Consider the following 16,455-nt stretch of genomic DNA (forward strand, 5'->3'; position numbering starts at 1 on the left):
TCGGCAGCTACACGAGTACGCCGACGCGGCGGCTCAGGTTCCGCACGTCGCGGCTCATCCCCGTCGGCGGGTGCTGCACCAGGTCGTGGATCATCTCCCGCGCGAACCCGTTGTATCGAATGGTCTCCGGCGCTGTCTGCTCCGACCTCTCCAGCATCGCGAACACCGCTGCGGACTCCCGCCGCTGCGCATGTGCCCGTGCGACCTCGATGTAGTGGCGGCTACGGCGCGGCACCGACACGATCGTCTCCGCATCCACATTCCCCGCCGCACGAAGAGCCTCTGCCGAACGCCGCAGCTCCACACCGAGCGTCGTCGCATGGGCCGTCATCGCGGGCATGGAAAACGATGACTGCACATGCCGATACTCTCGACCCAGATTGCGGGCCATCGCGTCGGCCGACTCCCAATGCGCCCACGCCTCCCCATAGCGGCCGCGGCGACCGTGCACATACGCGGCTTCGGCTTCGAGAGCACCTGCGATCCCCCGCCAATCATCCGGTGTCTCATCCCTGCTCAGATAGGGCTCCAACTGGCCCAGCGCATCGCGGATCAGGTCGAGCGCTTCCTCCCAGCGGCCGGAGTCCCGCAGCGCCTGCGCCATCGCCCATGTGCTGCACGCGATCACATACGGATCATCGGCTTCAAAGCCCTCGTTCATGGCGCGGTCGGCGACCAGCCAGACCAGTTCGGGCGCAGGCTGATAAGCGACGTAGAAGTCCGCGAGCTGATACACACCTGCGAGCACACGACGCGCTTCTCTACGACCCGCCCCTGGAATGCGCGCCGCCTGCTGCGCGTCGCGGATAAGGCCGGGCAGCAGCGCCCCCAACTGGGTGCGGTGGTCGGGGCTACTGTGGCGAATCTTCCACGCCTGAGCCAATCGGATCGCCAGGTGCTCGACACTGGCCGGGCGTGGGCTCGATGTCATCCGGTAGTCGGTGAGTGCGCGACGCACCTCGGCGAGCGCTTCATGTTGCGCACCGGCGAAGACCGCCACCGACACCGCATGTCCGTTGCCGGTCAACTCGGCTAGGTCCTTCACCTCGAGAGCTTGCGCGATTCGCAGCAACATCGGCAGCTTCGGAGGTTGAAGGCGACCTGCCTCAACAGCTTTGATCCACTCTGCCGACCGGCCGACAAGTCCGGCCAGGACAGGCCGCGACATGCCCGCACGCTCACGCAGGGCCTTGATCCGCTTACCGACAGGTGCTTCATCCCAGGGGTCCTGCATGGCGCCCTCCTACGCGACGTGCCCGTGTGAGTAAAGAGTATCGGACCAAATGCGAACGGATGGTATGAAATGTACCCGGCCCCGTCTGGCGCATACCTACCGTAAGTCGCAGCACTCGATATCGGGTCCACGACCACGACACCGGACTCCAGGTCGTAAACGGTTCAACCGAAAGCCACCCGCACTGAGTGCCTATTCGATTCGACAGAACAAACGCGCAAGGGGGTATCAGATGTCCGCGGATATTTCAGCGGTTTTGATTATGGTTGCCGCCGTCGTGGGCGGATTCATTCTCTTGTTTTGGGTGCTGCCATGGATGATCGACCATCGGCCCCAGGAGCCCGATCACGCCGCACCATCCATTCCCTACCTTATGGATGAAGCCCACTTGGTCATGCAAGACCACCTCGACTGCGACGCCACCTCATGCGAGGCGCGGGCGCACGCCGTTCGCGTACTGCGTGAGGCGGGGCGCATGGTGCCCGCGAGGGACGACCGATGATTGCCCGGCGGGTTACCTGGGGAGCGGATCTACTTGCGGGCGTCTCGAGCACCGCATGGGTGGCGATGACATGAGCGAACCCATCGGGATGATGCAGTCGCACATCGACGGCTCGATGTACATCGTGGGCCCGGATGGAATGCCATACACCGCTGAGGAGTACCTCGACCTGCTCAGGGAAGCGAACGATCGGTCACCGGAGCATCTTCAGCGCATCGCCGACGCAATCCGGGAATGGGCAGGTCTATCGAATGACACTCGGTGAAGCGAGCCCACGGAAAGGTCGAGATCTGTCGCATCGACTAGCCGTTGCCAATCCGGGCAGATAAATTGCAGGCCATGCAGCAGTCCGAAAGTAATGTCGTCCAGCGCTAGGAGGTCGCTCCGGTATGACAGCGAGTCTAATCGAATTACTCGGAATCGCTCGTTCGGCGGTTGAGCGGGGGGCTGAACTTCTCCACACCGCCGATCGAGGAACCATCCACACCAAGGGCGATCGCGACTACGTAACCGGCCTGGACCATCGAATCCAAGATGACATCAGGCGGTATCTGGCCGACGCGACAGCCGAGTGCGGGTTTCTCGGTGAGGAACTGGATGACAGGTCGCCCGCACACAAGGCGCGGTATATGTGGGTTCTGGATCCGATCGACGGAACGTCCAACTTCATTCACGGACTGCCGCTCTGCGCTGTATCGCTGGCTCTGGTTCACGACGGCGAACCGGTGATCGGAGTTATCGGCGCACCGTTCCTCGGCTTGGAGTATCACGCCGCCGCTGGGCGGGGCGCGTGGAGCAATGGCAAACCGATCAGAGTGAGCAGCACCGAAACGCTCAGCCAGGCAATTGTTTCCATCGGTGATTATGCGGTCGGGCAGGAGGCGATGCCGGAGAACGAGCGCCGCATCGCTCTCACCGCCGCGCTGGCGGCAACTGTCGAGCGGGTACGAATGTTCGGATCCGCCGCCCTCGATCTGGTGTGGGTTGCCGAGGGGCGGACCGACGCCTGCGTCATGCTGTCCAACAAGCCTTGGGACACGGCGGCCGGCGTGCTCATCGCCCGGGAGGCGGGCGCTGTTGTCCTCGACTCGAGCTCTCGCCGCCACAGCCTCGACTCTCCGGACACGATCGCCGTCTCACCCGCCATCGCCGACGAACTCATGAGCTTGGTCAACGAATCGATCTATTGATCTTGGGGACAGGATCATCCCGGCTTGCCACCGGCGGTCGAAATCAGGTTGCTCACGGACGGGTCGAGATCTGTTGTACGGCCCAGCCGTTGCCGTCCGGGTCGGTGAAGAAGAAGAATCCGACGTTGTCCAAGGGGTCGGGCATGGGGGTCGGGTTTTCGCCGAGGACTTGGATTTCGGTGAGCTCGACGCCGCGGGAAGTCAGTTCCTCATGGGCTTTGCGCAGGTCGTTGACTACCAACTGGAGGCCTTGTTGGGATCCGGGGCGCATGTCCGGCACCGCGCCCTTGCCGATCACGATCGAGCAGCCCGAGCCGGGCGGGGTGAGCTGCACTATGCGCACCTCCTCGGCGATCTTCGTGTCATGGTCGACGGCGAAGCCCAGTTGCTCCGCGTAGAACCGCTTGGCTCGGTCGATGTCCGACACGGGCACGATCACGACCTCGAGTGTCCAGTTCACGGCACTTCCTTTCGGCGGACTGCGGTATTCGTACCAGTGCGGACCGGTTCACCCCGGGAAATTCATCGCCGTGCCCACCGCCAGGAGAACTCGTCCGGCGCGGGCGGTGGGCCGGGGAGTTCGCCGTCGGAGCTCAGTCCGGCGACGAGCATCGCGAGCACGCGGCGGCGCAACTGGACGGTGCGCTCGGGGTCGGGCACCGCGACCGCCGCGCAGGATTCCAGGATCAGGCCGAGGTCCTGCGGGGTGACGTCGGGACGCAGCTTGCCGGTGGCGTGGGCGCGGCGCACGAGCTCCTCGGTCGCCTCGCCGGAGCGCAGGACGTCGGGGAGGATCGATTCGTCGGGAGTGAACGTGCCCGCGAGGTGCACGGCGAGGGAATGCACGTCCGCGTCCACCACGCGCTCCAAGAAGCCGACGAGTCCGCGCCATCCGTCCGAATCCTCCAGCGCCGCTTCGGCCTCCTTGTTGTATCGGCGCAGACCGTCATGGCAGAGCGTGCGCAGCAGCACTTCCTTGCTCGGATAGCGGCGGTAGAGCGCGCTGATCCCGACGCCCGCGCGTTCGGCGACGGCGGAGATCGGGGCCGTCGCGTCGGCGAGGAAGACCACGCGGGCGGCCTCCAGGATCAAGCCGTCGTTGCGGGCCGCCTGCGCCTTGCGGCCGGGCAGACCCTTCTGAGCTGGGGCGTCGGATGTTCTCGGCATGAATTCAGCGTAGCACTTGAAACGGAATGATCCGTTCTGTTACGGTTGGAACAGAACAGAGCATTCCGTTTCACTAGGAGCAGGACATGACCGCGATCACCCCCTTCCGCATCGACATCGCCCAGGCCGAGCTGGACGATCTGTGCGACCGGCTCGCACGTACCCGGTGGGCTCAGCAGATCCCAGGCTCGGGCGACACCTACGGGGTGAGCGTCGAGCGCGTCCGTCACCTGGTCGATTACTGGCGCGACGGGTTCGACTGGCGCGCGGTCGAGAACGCGCTGAACGCCTACCCGCAGTTCACCACCGAGATCGACGGTCAGAACATCCATTTCCTGCACGTGAAATCCGCACAGGAGGACGCGTTCCCGCTGATCCTCACGCACGGCTGGCCCGGCACTTTCGTCGAGTTCGTCGGCGTCATCGAGCCGCTCACCACGGCCGGATTCGATCTGGTGATCCCTTCGGTACCGGGATACGGCTTCTCCGGCCCCACCACCGAGGCGGGCTGGAACGACGCTCGCATCGCCCGCGCCTGGGCCGAGTTGATGCGGCGGCTCGGCTACGCCCGCTACGGCGCGGTGGGCAACGACGGCGGATCGCAGATCTCGCCGGAACTCGGGCGGGTGGCTCCGGAGAACGTCGTCGGCGTGCACGTCGCGCAGGTGTACTCGTTCCCGTCCGGCGACCCGGCCGAACTGGCCGATCTCGACGAGGACGAGCAGCGGTCGCTGGCCACCCTGGACTGGTTCGTGAAGAACAAGATGGGCTTCAACGTGCTGCAATCCCAGCAGCCGCAGACGCTGGCGCACGCGATCACGGATTCGCCCGCCGGATTGGTCGGCTGGAACGGCCAACTGCTCGGCCCGGATCTGGACGACGACTTCGTGCTGACCAATATCGCGATCCACTGGCTCACCGGCACCGCGGGCTCGGCGATCCGGCACTACTTCGAGAAGGACAAGGCCGAGCACCCCACCGCGCCGACCACGGTTCCGCTCGCGCTGTGCGGCTCCTCCGGCGATTTCCACGGCATCCGGCGCTTCGCCGAGCGCGATCACAACATCGTCTCGTGGCGCACGCACGATGTGTTCACCCATTACCTGCACCATGTGGCGCCCGCGCTCATGACGGAGGAGATCACGGAGTTCTTCGCGAAGCTGCGCTGAGACAGTCGCTTATGGCATCGAGAGTCGCGGCCATGGTTCGTCTCGATTCCCGCTGATGTACTGGATTCATCAACAGCACAACAGCTTTCGAACAAGGAGAGAAACCATGCGAATCGCGGTCTTCGGAGCCACCGGTACCGTCGGGCGTCTCGTCGTCGAGCGGGCGCTGCGGGAGGGCCACGAGGTGACGGCCTTCACCCGCAGCGCCGCGAGCGTCACGCAGCGGCACGAGCGGCTGCGCGTCGTGGAAGGCGATGTGCTGGACACCGATTCGGTGCAACGCGCGGTGGAGGGACAGGAGGCGGTGCTGATCTCGCTCGGCAACGGCCGCAAGGGCGTGGTCCGGGCGGGCGGCACCAAAGCGATCATCGACGCGATGCGGCGCACGGGCGTGAAACGGCTGATCTGCCAGACGACGCTCGGCGTGGGCGACAGCAAGGGCAACCTGAACTTCCTGTGGAAGTACGTGATGTTCGGCTTGCTGCTGCGCCCGGCCTACGCCGACCACGTCGAGCAGGAGAAGTACGTCATGGCCAGCGACCTGGATTGGACGATCGTGCGGCCGAGCGCGTTCACCGACGGACCGGCCACCGGTGGCTACCGGCGCGGGTTCCGGGCGGACGAGCCCGGACTCACCCTGAAAATCTCCCGCGCCGACATCGCCGACTTCATGATCGAGCAACTGACCGACCCCACCTACCTGCACCAGGCGCCCGGTATCTCGAACTGAGCGCGTGATGCGGCGGCACAGAGACGTGTGGGTCGACGCAGCGCTCACATGTGCTCGTGCAGTTCATCCCAGGCCGGGAGAGGATCTGGATACTCGGCCCAAGCGCCAGGGCCCGCGGCGAACTCCGCGTCGGTGAGCAGGGCTTCGTCCAACAACGCGCGCACCTTCGCGCAATCCAGCTTCACCCCGATGAACACGATCTCCTGCCCTGGCGGCACCTCCAGCGACGACCACCAGGCGGCGGGTTCGAACACCAGGTTCGGTCCCGCTTGCGACCACACGGCGGCCAGCGTCGAGCGGCTCGCGATCCAGCAGAATCCTTTGCTGCGCAACAGGCCGCGCAACCGCTCCAGCGCATCGGCCAGACGCAGCGGATGGAACGGCCGGTCGGCGGTGTAGGTGAGGCTGCGGATGCCGTACTCCTCGGTCTCCGGCGTGTGGCCGCCTGCGAGTTCCTCCGCCCACCCCTCGGCCGCCGCGGCGACCAGCGGGTTGTAGCGGCCGGTGTCGAGCACCTCGCGCAGGTCGACCACACCGTTAGTGGTCCGCAGCACGTGAGCGCGCGGATTGAGCCTGCGCACCGTGGCCTCCACCGCACCCGCCGCCGCGACGCCCACCAGGTCGGTCTTGTTGACGAGCACGACGTCGGCGAACTCGACCTGATCCACCAGGAGGTCGGCGATGGTGCGCGCGTCGCCCTCCCCCGCTTCCAGATTCCGCTCGGCCAGCGCTTGGCCGCGCGCCACTTCCGCGAGGAAGGTCGAGGCATCGACCACGGTCACCATGGTGTCCAGCCGGGCGATGTCGCCGAGCCGGAACCCGTCCTCGAACTCCCAGTCGAAGGTCGCGGCCACAGGCATCGGCTCGGAGATGCCGGTGGACTCGATCACCAGCTGATCGAACCGTCCTTCCCGCGCGAGCCGGGCCACCGCCTCGATCAGGTCCTCGCGCAGGGTGCAGCAGATGCAGCCGTTGGTCAGTTCGACCAGCTTCTCTTCGGTGCGGTCGAGGTGGCCTTGGCCCGCGACCAGCGCGGCGTCGATGTTCACCTCACTCATGTCGTTGACGATGACCGCGACCCGGCGGCCCTCCCGGTTGGCGAGGATGTGGTTGAGCAGCGTCGTCTTGCCCGCACCGAGGAAGCCGGACAGCACGGTGACGGGAAGCAGGTCGGAGTCCATGAAGTTAATGATAACGATTTTCATTTTATGTGTACGGGCGGGTCCGGTTGCCCGTAGCGGGAGAACGACGTCGCCGTAGGGTTTGGGTCGTGAAATTGCTGCCATTGCCCGCCGAGGGGCAGACCCCCGTCCGGGCGCTCACCATTGCCGGTACCGATTCCGGCGGAGGCGCCGGAATCCAAGCCGATACCCGCACCATGGCGCTGTGCGGCGTGCACGCCCTGGTCGCGGTCGCAGCGGTGACCGTGCAGAACACGGTGGGCGTCAGCGGTTTCCACGAGATTCCGCCGCAGGTCGTGGCCGCTCAGGTGCGCTCGGTCGCCGGGGATATCGGCGTCGGCGCCGCGAAGACCGGCATGCTGGCCTCGACCGCGATCATCGAGGCGGTCGCGGAAGTGTGCCGGGAGGTCGGCATCGGCCGCGATGGCGAGATTCCGCTGGTCGTCGATCCGGTGGCGGCCTCGATGCACGGCGACCCACTGCTGCACGCCGAAGCGCTGGACGCGCTGCGCAACACCCTGATTCCGCTCGCGACCGTGGTGACGCCGAACCTGGACGAGGTCCGCCTGCTCACGGGCATCGAGGTAGCGGACGACGATTCGGCGCGGCGCGCGGCCGAGGCGCTGCACAAGCTGGGACCGCGGTGGGCGATCGTCAAGGGCGGGCACCTGCGTTCCTCCGAATACAGCGCCGACCTGCTGTTCGACGGCGAGCAATTCCTCGAATTCACCGCGCCGCGCATCGCGACCGGCAACGACCACGGCGGCGGCGACACGCTGGCCGCCGCGATCGCCTGTGCGCTCGCCCACGGCTATCCGGTGCCCGAAGCGGTCGAGTTCGCCAAGGAGTGGACCTACCGCTGCTTGGCCGCGTCCTACGATCTCGGCGCTGGCCATGGGCCGGTGTCCCCGCTGTGGCGGTTGCACCGGAGCTGATCGGCGCCATTTCTTGTCGGTGGGCGCTGCGATACTGAAGACGTCGCCGACACGGATGGCTTCAACGGCGAGGCGATCGGAACAACGACGTTCGGCGTGGACGCGGCACGACCTCGGCGCCCGGCCCGGGGGGCGCTCCGGTCACAACGTGGAAAAGGCGAGGTGCAGCGGACGATCGGCCGCGATGGCGATGCCGTGCAGCCGAGCGCTCGCCGCCACCAGCGCGAAGATGGTCTCGCTCAGATAGTCGGCGAACTGCTCGGCCGTCATGGCGGGCGGCTCCAGCCGGTTCACTCCCAGCCACCAATCGGTGGCCGAGGCCACCGCGCCGAAAATCGAATAGATCACCAGCTGCACGTTTTCGACCCGCACCGACTCGTCGTCCACGACGCCTGCGAACAGCTCGGCGGCGCGCCGGGCGGACTGCCTGGCCGATTGCAGCGCGCGATCGGCGTCGTCGGACCGTTGCGTGAAGTGGCTGTGCAGCATGAACCGGAAGACGTTCGGCTGCCGCGACACCACCAGCACGTATTCGGACGCGGCGCGGCGCACCAGGTCACCGGCCGAGTCGCCGGTGAGGTCGAAGCTGGTCATGACCTGTTCCCAGAGCAGGTCGCGGACCCGGTCCACGATCGCGTTGTAGAGGTCGGTCTTGTCCTCGAAATGGCGATACAGCTTCGGCTTAGCCGCGCCCGCCTCCTTGGCGATGTCGCCCATGCTGACGGCGGGGCCGAATTTGTCGAGGGCGCGGAACGCCGCGTCCACGAACTCCTCGCGCACCTTTCTGCGATGCTCGCGCCAGCGCTCGGTGCGGGCGTCCACGCGTTTCGGCGGCTGGTCGTCTTCCGTCCGGCCGCGCAGCATCACGAATCCGGATGCTACCTGCACCGAGCAGCCCCGATAACCGGGCGTCCGCCGGGCATCCACCCGGCGATCCCGAGCTACCAGGAACCTCACAGCTGAGGCCCAGCCCGGTGGCAGTGTGGCCGTCGAGTCTGGTTCGCATGACCGAGACTTCCACCGTCGCGGCGACGGAACGGACCGAGACCACGGGCGCGCCCGTGCTGGACGTGGTGATACCCGTCTACAACGAAGAGACCGACCTCGGCGTGTGCGTACGCAGACTGCACGCCCACCTGCGCGAGGGGTTCCCGTTCCCGGCGCGCATCACGGTCGCCGACAACGCGAGCACCGACGCCACGCTCCAGGTCGCCCAGCTGCTCGCGGAGGAACTGGACGATGTGCGCGTCGTCCATCTGTCCGCCAAGGGGCGCGGTCGGGCGCTGCGCGCGGTGTGGGAACACTCGGACGCGCAGGTGGTCGCCTACATGGACGTCGACCTGTCCACCGACCTGAACGCCTTGCTCCCGCTGGTCGCGCCGCTGATCACCGGGCATTCCGACCTGGCCATCGGCACCCGGCTCGACGCCGCGTCCCGCGTGGTGCGCGGACCCAAGCGCGAGATCATCTCGCGCTGCTACAACCTGCTGCTGAAGGCCTCGCTGCGCGCGCACTTCTCCGACGCGCAGTGCGGCTTCAAGGCGATGCGCACCGAGGTGGCGCGCCGCCTGCTACCGCTGGTGCACGACGGGGAATGGTTCTTCGACACCGAATTGCTGGTGCTCGCCGAGCGGGCGGGTCTGCGGATTCACGAGGTCCCGGTGGACTGGATCGATGACCCGGACAGCCGCGTCGACATCATCGACACCGCCCGCAAGGACCTGCTCGGCATCTGGCGGCTTGGTCGGGCGCTGGCGACCGGCGCGCTGCCGCTGGAGGAACTGCGCCGCTCGGTGGGCCGGGAACCGCTGGTGCCCGGGGTGCCGCTGGGCATGGTGGGTCAGCTGGTGCGGTTCGCGATCGTCGGTGTGTTGAGCACGCTGGCCTACCTGCTGCTCTACGTGGCGCTGCAACCATTGACCGGCGCGCAAGTGGCGAACTTCGCCGCCCTGCTGATCACGGCGGTGGGCAACACGGCGGCCAACCGTGCCTTCACCTTCGGCGTGCGCGGCTCGAACGGGGCCGTGTCGCACCAGTTCCAGGGTTTGGTGATCTTCGGCATCGGGCTGGCGCTCACCAGCGGTTCGTTGTTCGCGCTGCATCGGTGGGCGCCGGACTCCTCGGTGCATCTGGAACTGTTCGTCCTGGTGGTGGCGAATCTGGTGGCGACGCTGCTGCGGTTCGTCGGGCTGCGCTGGGTGTTCCGCGACAGCGGAGGCGATCGTGCGTCGAACGCATCGGGGCTCGCCGCGGAGGTTCGTCGATGACGGCGACTCTGACGACGCAACCGGTCGCGGCCCAACCGCGGCCTCGGACCAGAAGGAACTGGGAGTATCCGGCGCTGGCGGCGCTGCTGCTCGGCACGGCGGTGACCTATCTGTGCAACCTGAGCGCCAATGGGTGGGCGAATTCGTTCTATTCCGCCGCGGTGCAGGCGGGCTCGGTGTCGTGGAAGGCGTTCTTCTTCGGGTCCTCCGACGCGGCCAACTCGATCACCGTGGACAAGCCACCCGCCTCGCTGTGGTTGATGGAGCTATCGGTGCGGGCCTTCGGCCTCAACAGCTGGAGCATCCTGGTGCCGGAGGTGCTGCTCGGCGTGGCGAGCGTGGCACTGCTGTGGGCGACGGTGCGCAGGCCGTTCGGGCCCGCGGCCGGATTGCTCGCCGGGTTGGCGCTGGCGGTGACGCCGGTCGCGGCGTTGATGTTCCGCTTCAACAATCCCGAAGCGCTCTTGGTGTTCTTGATGATCGCCGCCGCCTGGGCGATGACCCGGGCGGTGGAGGACGGCCGCTGGCGTTGGCTGGTGCTGACCGGCGCGCTGATCGGATTCGGCTTTCTCACCAAGCAATTGCAGGTGCTGCTGGTGGTTCCGGCGCTCGCGCTGACTTATCTGCTCGCGGGGCCGCCGAAGCTCGGCAAGCGCATCCTGCAACTCTTCGCGGCCGGGGCCGCGATGGTGGTGGCCGCGGGCTGGTGGCTGCTCGCGGTGGAGTTGTGGCCCGCCTCGTCCCGTCCGTGGATCGGCGGCTCGCACGAGAACTCCATCCTGGAACTCACCCTCGGCTACAACGGGCTCGGCCGGCTCAACGGCAACGAGCGCGGCAGCGTCGTACCGGGCGGCGGTGAGCTGCCGCCGGGCGGCAACGGCATGTGGGGGGAAACCGGCGTCACGCGGATGTTCGAACCGGCACAGGGCGGTCAGATCGCGTGGTTGATCCCCGCCGCGCTGGTCGCGCTGGTCGTCGGAATCCTCTTGCGCGGCAGAGCGGCTCGCACCGACCGGCAGCGCGCTTCGCTTGTCCTCTGGGGCGGATGGCTCCTGGCGACCGGGCTGGTGTTCAGCTTCATGGCGGGCATCTTCCACCAGTACTACACCGTCGCCCTGGCTCCGGCCATCGCCGCGCTGGTCGGCGCGGGGGCGGTCCTGGCGTGGCGGGGGCGGCATCGGCTGTGGGTGCGACTGGCGTCGGCACTCGCGGTGGGTCTCACCACGGCGACCGCCTGGATGCTGTTGTCGCGCAGTCCGGAATGGCAGTCGTGGCTGCGCTGGACGGTGCTGGTCGTCGGCGTGCTCGCGACACTCGCCGTGCTCGTTCCCGCGCCGCGCAAGCTGGCCGTCGTGTCGGCGCTGGCGGTCGCGTTCACTTTCCTGGCCGGGCCCGTGGCCTATGCCGTCGATACCATCGCGACGCCACACGCCGGTTCGATTCCTTCGGCGGGGCCGAACGTCGCGATGCGCGGGCGGCCACCGCGGGGCGAAGGCATGCCCGGCATGGGTCGCCGTATGCAGAACGGAACGAGCACGGGCCGCGACGGCACCGCGCAAGCACCGGGTGGCACACCGCCGGACGGAGGTTCGCCGAGTCCGCAGGGCACGGACGGCCGAATTCCACAGCCGGGCAGCCGACTTCCGGGTTCTGGACCGCAGGGCAACGCACCCGGCGGCCGGACACCGAGCGGCGGACGCCAGGGCACCACGCCCAACGGGCAGGCCCCCGGCGGCGCGGGTACACCGCCCGGCTTCCCGCCCGACGGGCAAGCTCCCGACGGCGCGGGTACACCGCCGGGTTTCCCGTCCGGCACCACGCCGCAAGGCACCGCGCCCGGCGGGCAGGCACCGGACGGCACGGTGTTCCCGCAGGGAACGGGCGGTATGCCCGGAGACGGCGGTCCTGGTCCCAATGGCGGCGGTGGGATGGGCGGCCTCCTCGGGGCGAGCGAACCGAGCGCGCAGATCGTGTCCCTGCTCGAGCAGAACGGCGGCGACTACACCTGGGTGGCCGCGGCCATCGGCTCGAACAGCGCCGCGGGCTTGCAGTTGGCCACCGAACTTCCGGTGATGCCGATCGGCGGCTTCAACGGCAGTGACCCCTCGCCGACGCTGGAGCAGTTCCAGCAGTATGTCGCCGAAGGGAAGATCCACTACTTCGTCGGCGGCGGCCGTGGCGGGCCCGGTTCATCCAGCTCCTCCCCCAGTGCGCAGATCACGCAGTGGGTCGAGGAGAACTTCACCGCCATCCAGGTGGACGGGGTCGCCTTGTACGACCTGACCGCCACCCACTGAAACCACGCGATGCGGCCCTGTCGCCCTGCATCCCTCGGGGCCGCATCGCCTTCCAGTGTTCAGCGCATTCCCCTGCACTCGCTGAACACCGCATCCGCACCGGCGTCATACCTCGGCGCCGGTGCGGACCGCGTTTTCGACGTCTTCGCGTGGCTACCGGACGGACTCGATCCATTCGGCGAACGTCGGGCCTGCGAGCTTGGCGTGCGGGCCGGGGAGAAGTCCACCGTTTTCGTACACCTCACGATCGGGATTGTCCTGGTCGCTCACCTCGACGACGTGTGCGGGCGCGCCGCGGCGGGCGGCAAGCAGGGTTGCGGCACCGGCCATCGTTTCCGGTTGCGGGCCCGCGATTTCCGGGAAAGGAGCCGCGGTGATCTCGGGAGCGAGCGCGAGGTGGACGAGTTCCTCGGCGACGGTACGCGCGGCGACCAACTGGGTGCGCATCTCGGCCACGTAGGCGGTGTCCCCCTGGGTGCCCCACCCCATCATCAGCTCGACCAGTTCGTGGAACTGCGCCGCACGCAGGATCTGCACCGGCAGCGGCCCTTCCAGCAGCGCTCGCTCGTGGGCCAGCTTGGCCGCGTTGTATCCGGCGGTGGTGCCGTCGATGCCGATGATCGACGCCACCACCAGACGCTCGACCCCTGCCTTCTGTCCCGCTTCGTGCAGATTGCGCGCGGTCGCGGTGAAGAAGGCCGTCGCCACCTCCCGGTCCGGGGACGGCGTGCTGGAAACGTCGATCACGACGCGCACACCATCCAGCGCATCGACCAGGCCCCGCCCGGTCTCGATGTCGACACCGTCGGCCCGGGAGAAGGCGACCACCTCGTGCCCCTGCTCGTTCAGCACATCCACCACGTGCCTGCCCAGCCGCCCTGTCGCGCCCGCTACCGCGATCTTCGTGCCCTTCGTCATGGTCCTCACTCCTTGTGTCGCTGCGTCGTTTCGCGTTCACAGGAAGGACGACGCGACGCCGGCGAGTGTGACATCGACGAAGGCGCTCGGAGTTGGCACCGGCGCAGGCTATTCGAGCGTCAGGTCTTGGCACACCGCAAAACTCCAGCGATGATGATCGGATGCGTGACAGCGCACGTTCCGGAGCGGGAACCCGGAGCGCATCAGGTCACGTGTCCACCGCGAACATTCAGGGAAACAGTTGAACGCTTTCACGAAGCTGGCCGTGACGGTGGTCAGCGCACTGGTCGCAACCGCGCTCACCGTCGGATTCGCCGCCACCGCGTCGGCCGCGCCCGTCGACCGCACCGAACCGATCGCCGCGGCGACCATCGAGGCCCCGCAGGTGACCTACATCAAGGCGTGCCTGCCGCCCGGCGACACGATCGAACTGCGCACGGGAATCGGCGCGGCGATCGGCGCCGCCATCGGCGCGCTGGTCGGCCTGCCCGTCTTCTTCGTCGGCGCGATCCCCGGCGCGATCATCGTCGGCCTGATCGGCGCCGCCATCGGGGCCTCCTCCTACGCCATCGATTCCGGGCGCCTCGAGCAGCAAGGGTTGTGCTGATCGGTCACAGCGCATGAGCGCGCCGAGTTCGGAAGAGCCCTAAGCGAATTCGTTGAACATCAGGGGCGCGAGTTGTCTATCGCGCCCCTACCGATCCACGCGATCACATGCACCGGGACATCGGGACCCGGTAAGCATCGCTTCCCGCACAGGGAGGCCAAAAGTGACACACGTTACATTTCCCAATGGTAATACTACTTTCGTAGTAGCCGTATCGTTAGACGAGCTCACGGTTTCAGCGTTGCCCTCGGGACCGCGCCGATCATGTTGTCCGGCACCGGTTCCGCCGATCGATCGTCATCTGATGAAGGAAAGTTCATGGCAACTGTCGCACCGGCGACAACTGTCGTTGTCGCGCAGGCGACGGAACTATCGACCGCGCGTAGCCGACCGCCACGAGCCGCGCTCGCCCTGGGCGCGGCCATCGTGTTCACCGCGATCTCCCTGGCGGCCTGGCTGCTGTTCTTGCGGCCGAACTGGGAAATGTACTGGCACCAAATAGATCTGCAGGTCTACATGTGGGGCGGCAAGGCCGCCGCCCTGCACCCGGGCCAGTTGTACGCCGCCCGCGGCCCGATGTTCCTGCCGTTTCTCTATCCCGTCTTCGCCGCGTGGATCTGCGCCGAATTGGCGCGGTTCCCGATCAACTACATCGGCACCGGCATCGTGGTCACGACGCTGATCTCCCTGTATGTCAGCGTGTGGTGCACCGCTGTACTGATGCGGTATCGGCGTGGGCTCGGCATGCTGGCGATGACGCTTGCCGTGGGCAGCGCCGCGCTCTGGCTCGAGCCGGTGCAGCAGACCTTCCGCTTCGGGCAGATCAGCATGATCCTGATGGCGATGGTCCTTGGCGACCTCGCCATGCCGAAACACCGCCGGAGTCGCGGCATCCTCATCGGTATCGCCACCGGCATCAAACTGACGCCCGCGGTGTTCGTCGTCTATCTGGTGATCACCCGCCAATTCAAGGCCGCCGCCGTCGCGATGGGCGCGTTCGCGGCCACGGTCGCGGTCGGTCTCTGGTATCGGCCGACCGAGGCGATCCAGTTCTGGACCTCGACCGTGGCGTCGCAGAACCGGATCGGCTTCGCATACGTGCAGAATCAGTCGCTCAACGGTGTGCTCGGCCGCCTGCAATGGACCACGTGGGACAGCCACGTGGTGTGGCTCTTCGGCGCCGGCGGGCTCGGGCTGGCCGGGTTGGCCGCGGCGCGAATCGCCTACCAGCGGGGAGACGAGATGCTCGGCGCCCTGCTCGCCGCCGGTGTAACGCTGCTGTGCTCACCGATCTCCTGGACCCACTACTGGGTGTGGGCGGTGCCCGCGCTCGTCTGGGCCGTGCACGCACTGTCCCGCCGATCGTGGACAGCCGGCATCACCGTGCCCGGCGCGATCGCGTTGTTCGCCTTCGCGTGGCCGATGCAAGTCGACTCGATCGGAACATGGGATCAGACGCTGCCGCTGCTTCCGCAAGGCCTGATCTGGTTCGTACCCCAGACCAACGGCCGAGAATTCCACTGGACCGTCGTGCAATTCCTGGTCGGCAACTCCTACGCTCTGCTCACTCTCGCCGCCATGGTCGCCGCGATAGTCCTGCTGCTGAGTGCGCCGAGACCGCCGATCGCGGACTCCCGATCAGCGAGGAGCGTGCAAAGCGGCGTGTAGCGTGGCCGCCCATTGCTCGACTATGCGCTTGCGGCGGGCCGAGTCGTCGGTGAGGACGTCGGCCAACCCCAGGCCGCGGGCCATGTCCAAGGTCGCCTGGACCAGGTGATGGGTGACCGGATCGGAGTCGTCCACGCCGAGAGCCTCGATCGCGCGACGATGCGACGCGCGGCCGAAGCGGGCTTCCAGCGGGACGATGCGTTCGCGCAGCACCGGGTCGGCGGCGGCGTGCGTCCACACCTGCAACGCGGCTTTGAACAGCGGACTGGTGTACGACTCGACCAGCCCCGCCACCACCGCCTCCGTACGGCCGACGCCGTCGCCCAGCTCCCCCAGCGACGACGCCTCTTGCACCGCCTGCCCGCTGCGCGTGTCGAACATGAACTCCAGCGCGGCGGTGATCAGATCCTCCCTGGTGGGAAAGTGATGCTGCGCCGCGCCACGCGACACCCCGGCCCGTTCGGCGACGACCGCGACCGTCGCGGCCGCCCAGCCCATCTCGGCCAGACAGTCGATGGTCGCCTCGAGCAGGCGCTGCCGGGTGGCTCGGCTGCGGTCCTGCTTGGGTTCGTGGGGTGTCGCCATGGTCG

The 16,455-nt window shown here is 67.4% G+C and carries 17 protein-coding genes; 10 read left to right on the forward strand and 7 right to left on the reverse strand.

What is annotated here, in order from left to right; genetic code table 11:
- Positions 1 to 7 precede the first annotated feature (7 nt).
- Entirely contained in the window at positions 8 to 1,234 is a 1,227-nt protein-coding gene (locus ACL03I_RS00960; RefSeq protein ID WP_412804903.1) for a helix-turn-helix domain-containing protein, read from the reverse strand.
- A gap of 232 nt (positions 1,235 to 1,466) precedes the next feature.
- On the opposite strand from ACL03I_RS00960, the gene ACL03I_RS00965 reads away from it, so the two are divergent.
- The 3 genes from ACL03I_RS00965 (at position 1,467) to ACL03I_RS00975 (ending at position 2,926) form a co-directional block, all read left to right on the forward strand.
- Complete coding sequence (locus ACL03I_RS00965) at positions 1,467 to 1,736, forward strand: hypothetical protein (protein WP_412804904.1); 270 nt, start codon at positions 1,467 to 1,469, stop codon at positions 1,734 to 1,736.
- A gap of 70 nt (positions 1,737 to 1,806) precedes the next feature.
- Positions 1,807 to 2,001, forward strand: coding sequence for a hypothetical protein (locus tag ACL03I_RS00970; protein ID WP_039802559.1), 195 nt, complete (start codon positions 1,807 to 1,809; stop codon positions 1,999 to 2,001).
- Between the two features lie 124 nt (positions 2,002 to 2,125).
- Positions 2,126 to 2,926 (forward strand): inositol monophosphatase family protein, encoded by an 801-nt coding sequence (locus ACL03I_RS00975; protein ID WP_412804905.1) that lies wholly within the window; start codon positions 2,126 to 2,128, stop codon positions 2,924 to 2,926.
- A gap of 52 nt (positions 2,927 to 2,978) precedes the next feature.
- Here the strand turns inward: ACL03I_RS00975 and ACL03I_RS00980 are convergent, their stop codons facing one another.
- Positions 2,979 to 3,386, reverse strand: a complete 408-nt coding sequence (locus ACL03I_RS00980) for a VOC family protein (protein ID WP_355071635.1) — start codon at positions 3,384 to 3,386, stop codon at positions 2,979 to 2,981.
- A 62-nt stretch (positions 3,387 to 3,448) separates the two neighbouring features.
- On the reverse strand, positions 3,449 to 4,093 hold the full coding sequence (locus tag ACL03I_RS00985) for a TetR/AcrR family transcriptional regulator (RefSeq protein ID WP_412804906.1): 645 nt from the start codon (positions 4,091 to 4,093) through the stop codon (positions 3,449 to 3,451).
- A gap of 86 nt (positions 4,094 to 4,179) precedes the next feature.
- On the opposite strand from ACL03I_RS00985, the gene ACL03I_RS00990 reads away from it, so the two are divergent.
- Together ACL03I_RS00990 and ACL03I_RS00995 are read left to right on the forward strand one after the other, a co-directional pair.
- On the forward strand, positions 4,180 to 5,262 hold the full coding sequence (locus ACL03I_RS00990; RefSeq protein WP_355071633.1) for an epoxide hydrolase family protein: 1,083 nt from the start codon (positions 4,180 to 4,182) through the stop codon (positions 5,260 to 5,262).
- A gap of 106 nt (positions 5,263 to 5,368) precedes the next feature.
- Positions 5,369 to 5,992: an NAD(P)-dependent oxidoreductase gene (locus ACL03I_RS00995; RefSeq protein WP_412804907.1), complete on the forward strand. Its 624-nt coding sequence runs from the start codon at positions 5,369 to 5,371 to the stop codon at positions 5,990 to 5,992.
- Between the two features lie 44 nt (positions 5,993 to 6,036).
- Here the strand turns inward: ACL03I_RS00995 and ACL03I_RS01000 are convergent, their stop codons facing one another.
- Positions 6,037 to 7,173 (reverse strand): GTP-binding protein, encoded by a 1,137-nt coding sequence (locus ACL03I_RS01000; RefSeq protein ID WP_412804908.1) that lies wholly within the window; start codon positions 7,171 to 7,173, stop codon positions 6,037 to 6,039.
- 89 nt (positions 7,174 to 7,262) lie between these two features.
- Here ACL03I_RS01000 and thiD point away from each other — a divergent pair, with 89 nt between their 5' ends.
- On the forward strand, positions 7,263 to 8,108 hold the full coding sequence (thiD, locus tag ACL03I_RS01005; RefSeq protein ID WP_355071616.1) for a bifunctional hydroxymethylpyrimidine kinase/phosphomethylpyrimidine kinase: 846 nt from the start codon (positions 7,263 to 7,265) through the stop codon (positions 8,106 to 8,108).
- Between the two features lie 141 nt (positions 8,109 to 8,249).
- Here thiD and ACL03I_RS01010 read toward each other — a convergent pair whose 3' ends face one another.
- Positions 8,250 to 8,996: a TetR/AcrR family transcriptional regulator gene (locus tag ACL03I_RS01010; protein ID WP_397279524.1), complete on the reverse strand. Its 747-nt coding sequence runs from the start codon at positions 8,994 to 8,996 to the stop codon at positions 8,250 to 8,252.
- Positions 8,997 to 9,112: 116 nt separating this feature from the next.
- Here ACL03I_RS01010 and ACL03I_RS01015 point away from each other — a divergent pair, with 116 nt between their 5' ends.
- Positions 9,113 to 10,375, forward strand: coding sequence for a bifunctional glycosyltransferase family 2/GtrA family protein (locus ACL03I_RS01015; RefSeq protein WP_355071612.1), 1,263 nt, complete (start codon positions 9,113 to 9,115; stop codon positions 10,373 to 10,375).
- Positions 10,372 to 12,672, forward strand: a complete 2,301-nt coding sequence (locus ACL03I_RS01020; RefSeq protein ID WP_412804909.1) for a glycosyltransferase family 39 protein — start codon at positions 10,372 to 10,374, stop codon at positions 12,670 to 12,672. Before ACL03I_RS01015 ends, ACL03I_RS01020 begins: the two co-directional genes overlap by 4 nt.
- A gap of 153 nt (positions 12,673 to 12,825) precedes the next feature.
- Here ACL03I_RS01020 and ACL03I_RS01025 read toward each other — a convergent pair whose 3' ends face one another.
- A complete protein-coding gene (locus ACL03I_RS01025; RefSeq protein ID WP_355071609.1) occupies positions 12,826 to 13,590 on the reverse strand; it encodes an SDR family oxidoreductase in 765 nt (254 codons plus the stop codon).
- 241 nt (positions 13,591 to 13,831) lie between these two features.
- On the opposite strand from ACL03I_RS01025, the gene ACL03I_RS01030 reads away from it, so the two are divergent.
- Entirely contained in the window at positions 13,832 to 14,197 is a 366-nt protein-coding gene (locus ACL03I_RS01030; RefSeq protein ID WP_355071608.1) for a hypothetical protein, read from the forward strand.
- Positions 14,198 to 14,515: 318 nt separating this feature from the next.
- A complete protein-coding gene (locus tag ACL03I_RS01035; RefSeq protein ID WP_412804910.1) occupies positions 14,516 to 15,865 on the forward strand; it encodes a glycosyltransferase 87 family protein in 1,350 nt (449 codons plus the stop codon).
- Here the strand turns inward: ACL03I_RS01035 and ACL03I_RS01040 are convergent.
- Complete coding sequence (locus ACL03I_RS01040) at positions 15,836 to 16,450, reverse strand: TetR/AcrR family transcriptional regulator (RefSeq protein ID WP_355071605.1); 615 nt, start codon at positions 16,448 to 16,450, stop codon at positions 15,836 to 15,838. The two genes, ACL03I_RS01035 and ACL03I_RS01040, sit on opposite strands and share 30 nt — an antisense overlap.
- Positions 16,451 to 16,455 lie beyond the last annotated feature (5 nt).

Origin of the sequence: Nocardia sichangensis, assembly GCF_047200615.1 — a bacterium.
Taxonomy (GTDB): Bacteria; Actinomycetota; Actinomycetes; order Mycobacteriales; family Mycobacteriaceae; genus Nocardia; species Nocardia sichangensis.